Source organism: Oleiphilus sp. HI0080 (assembly GCF_001635135.1).
On sequence record NZ_LWFU01001102.1, the window covers coordinates 1 to 850 of the forward strand.

1 protein-coding gene is annotated in these 850 nt (G+C 48.8%); it reads right to left on the reverse strand.

All coding sequences use genetic code 11. The features are described from left to right. Nucleotides 1–23 precede the first annotated feature (23 nt). Nucleotides 24–850: glutamate-5-semialdehyde dehydrogenase (locus tag A3751_RS20120; RefSeq protein WP_068458690.1), on the reverse strand; the 827-nt coding region annotated here is incomplete at its 5' end.

Sequence of the window (850 nt, forward strand, 5' to 3'; positions counted from 1 at the left end):
CCGAAAATAATCTTCATTAATGACTAACTACGCACGTGCCCGTCACCAAGAACAACATACTTCTCTGATGTTAGCCCCTCAAGACCAACTGGCCCGCGCGCATGAATTTTATCCGTAGAAATTCCAATCTCCGCCCCCAGCCCGTATTCAAACCCATCCGCAAAGCGCGTAGAGGCGTTAATCATCACCGAGCTCGAGTCAACACGAGTCAAAAACTCACGACCACGAGTGTAATTCTCTGTAACGATAGAGTCGGTGTGGTGCGAACCATAACGATTAATATGCGCTATCGCCTCATCAAGCGAACTGACAACCTTAATCGACAGTATTGGCGCCAAATATTCCGTTTCCCAATCCTGCTCAGTTGCTGCAACGCAATTGGAAAGAATCGCTTGCGTTTTCGAGCATCCGCGAAGCTCAACACCTATGTCGTTATATGCAGCTTCTAAACGCGGAAGAAGCTCTTTCGCCCTTGCTGCGTCAACGAGCAAGGTTTCCATCGTATTGCATGTACCGTAACGATGGGTCTTCGCATTAATCGCTATGCTCTGTGCTTTTTCCGCGTCTGCAAACTCATCAAGATAGACGTGACAAATCCCATCCAGATGTTTAATCACGGTTACTTTTGAATCACGACTGATACGCTCGATCAAGCCCTTGCCTCCGCGAGGTACAATGACATCAACATACTCAGGCATGGTAATCATCTCACCTACTGCCGCACGATCAGTCGTCTCGACTACCTGCACAGCTGTCTCGGGCAGACCTGCTATTTTGAGCCCCTCTGCAATACACGCTGCCACAGCTTGATTCGAATGAATCGCCTCGGAACCACCACGAAGAATCGTTG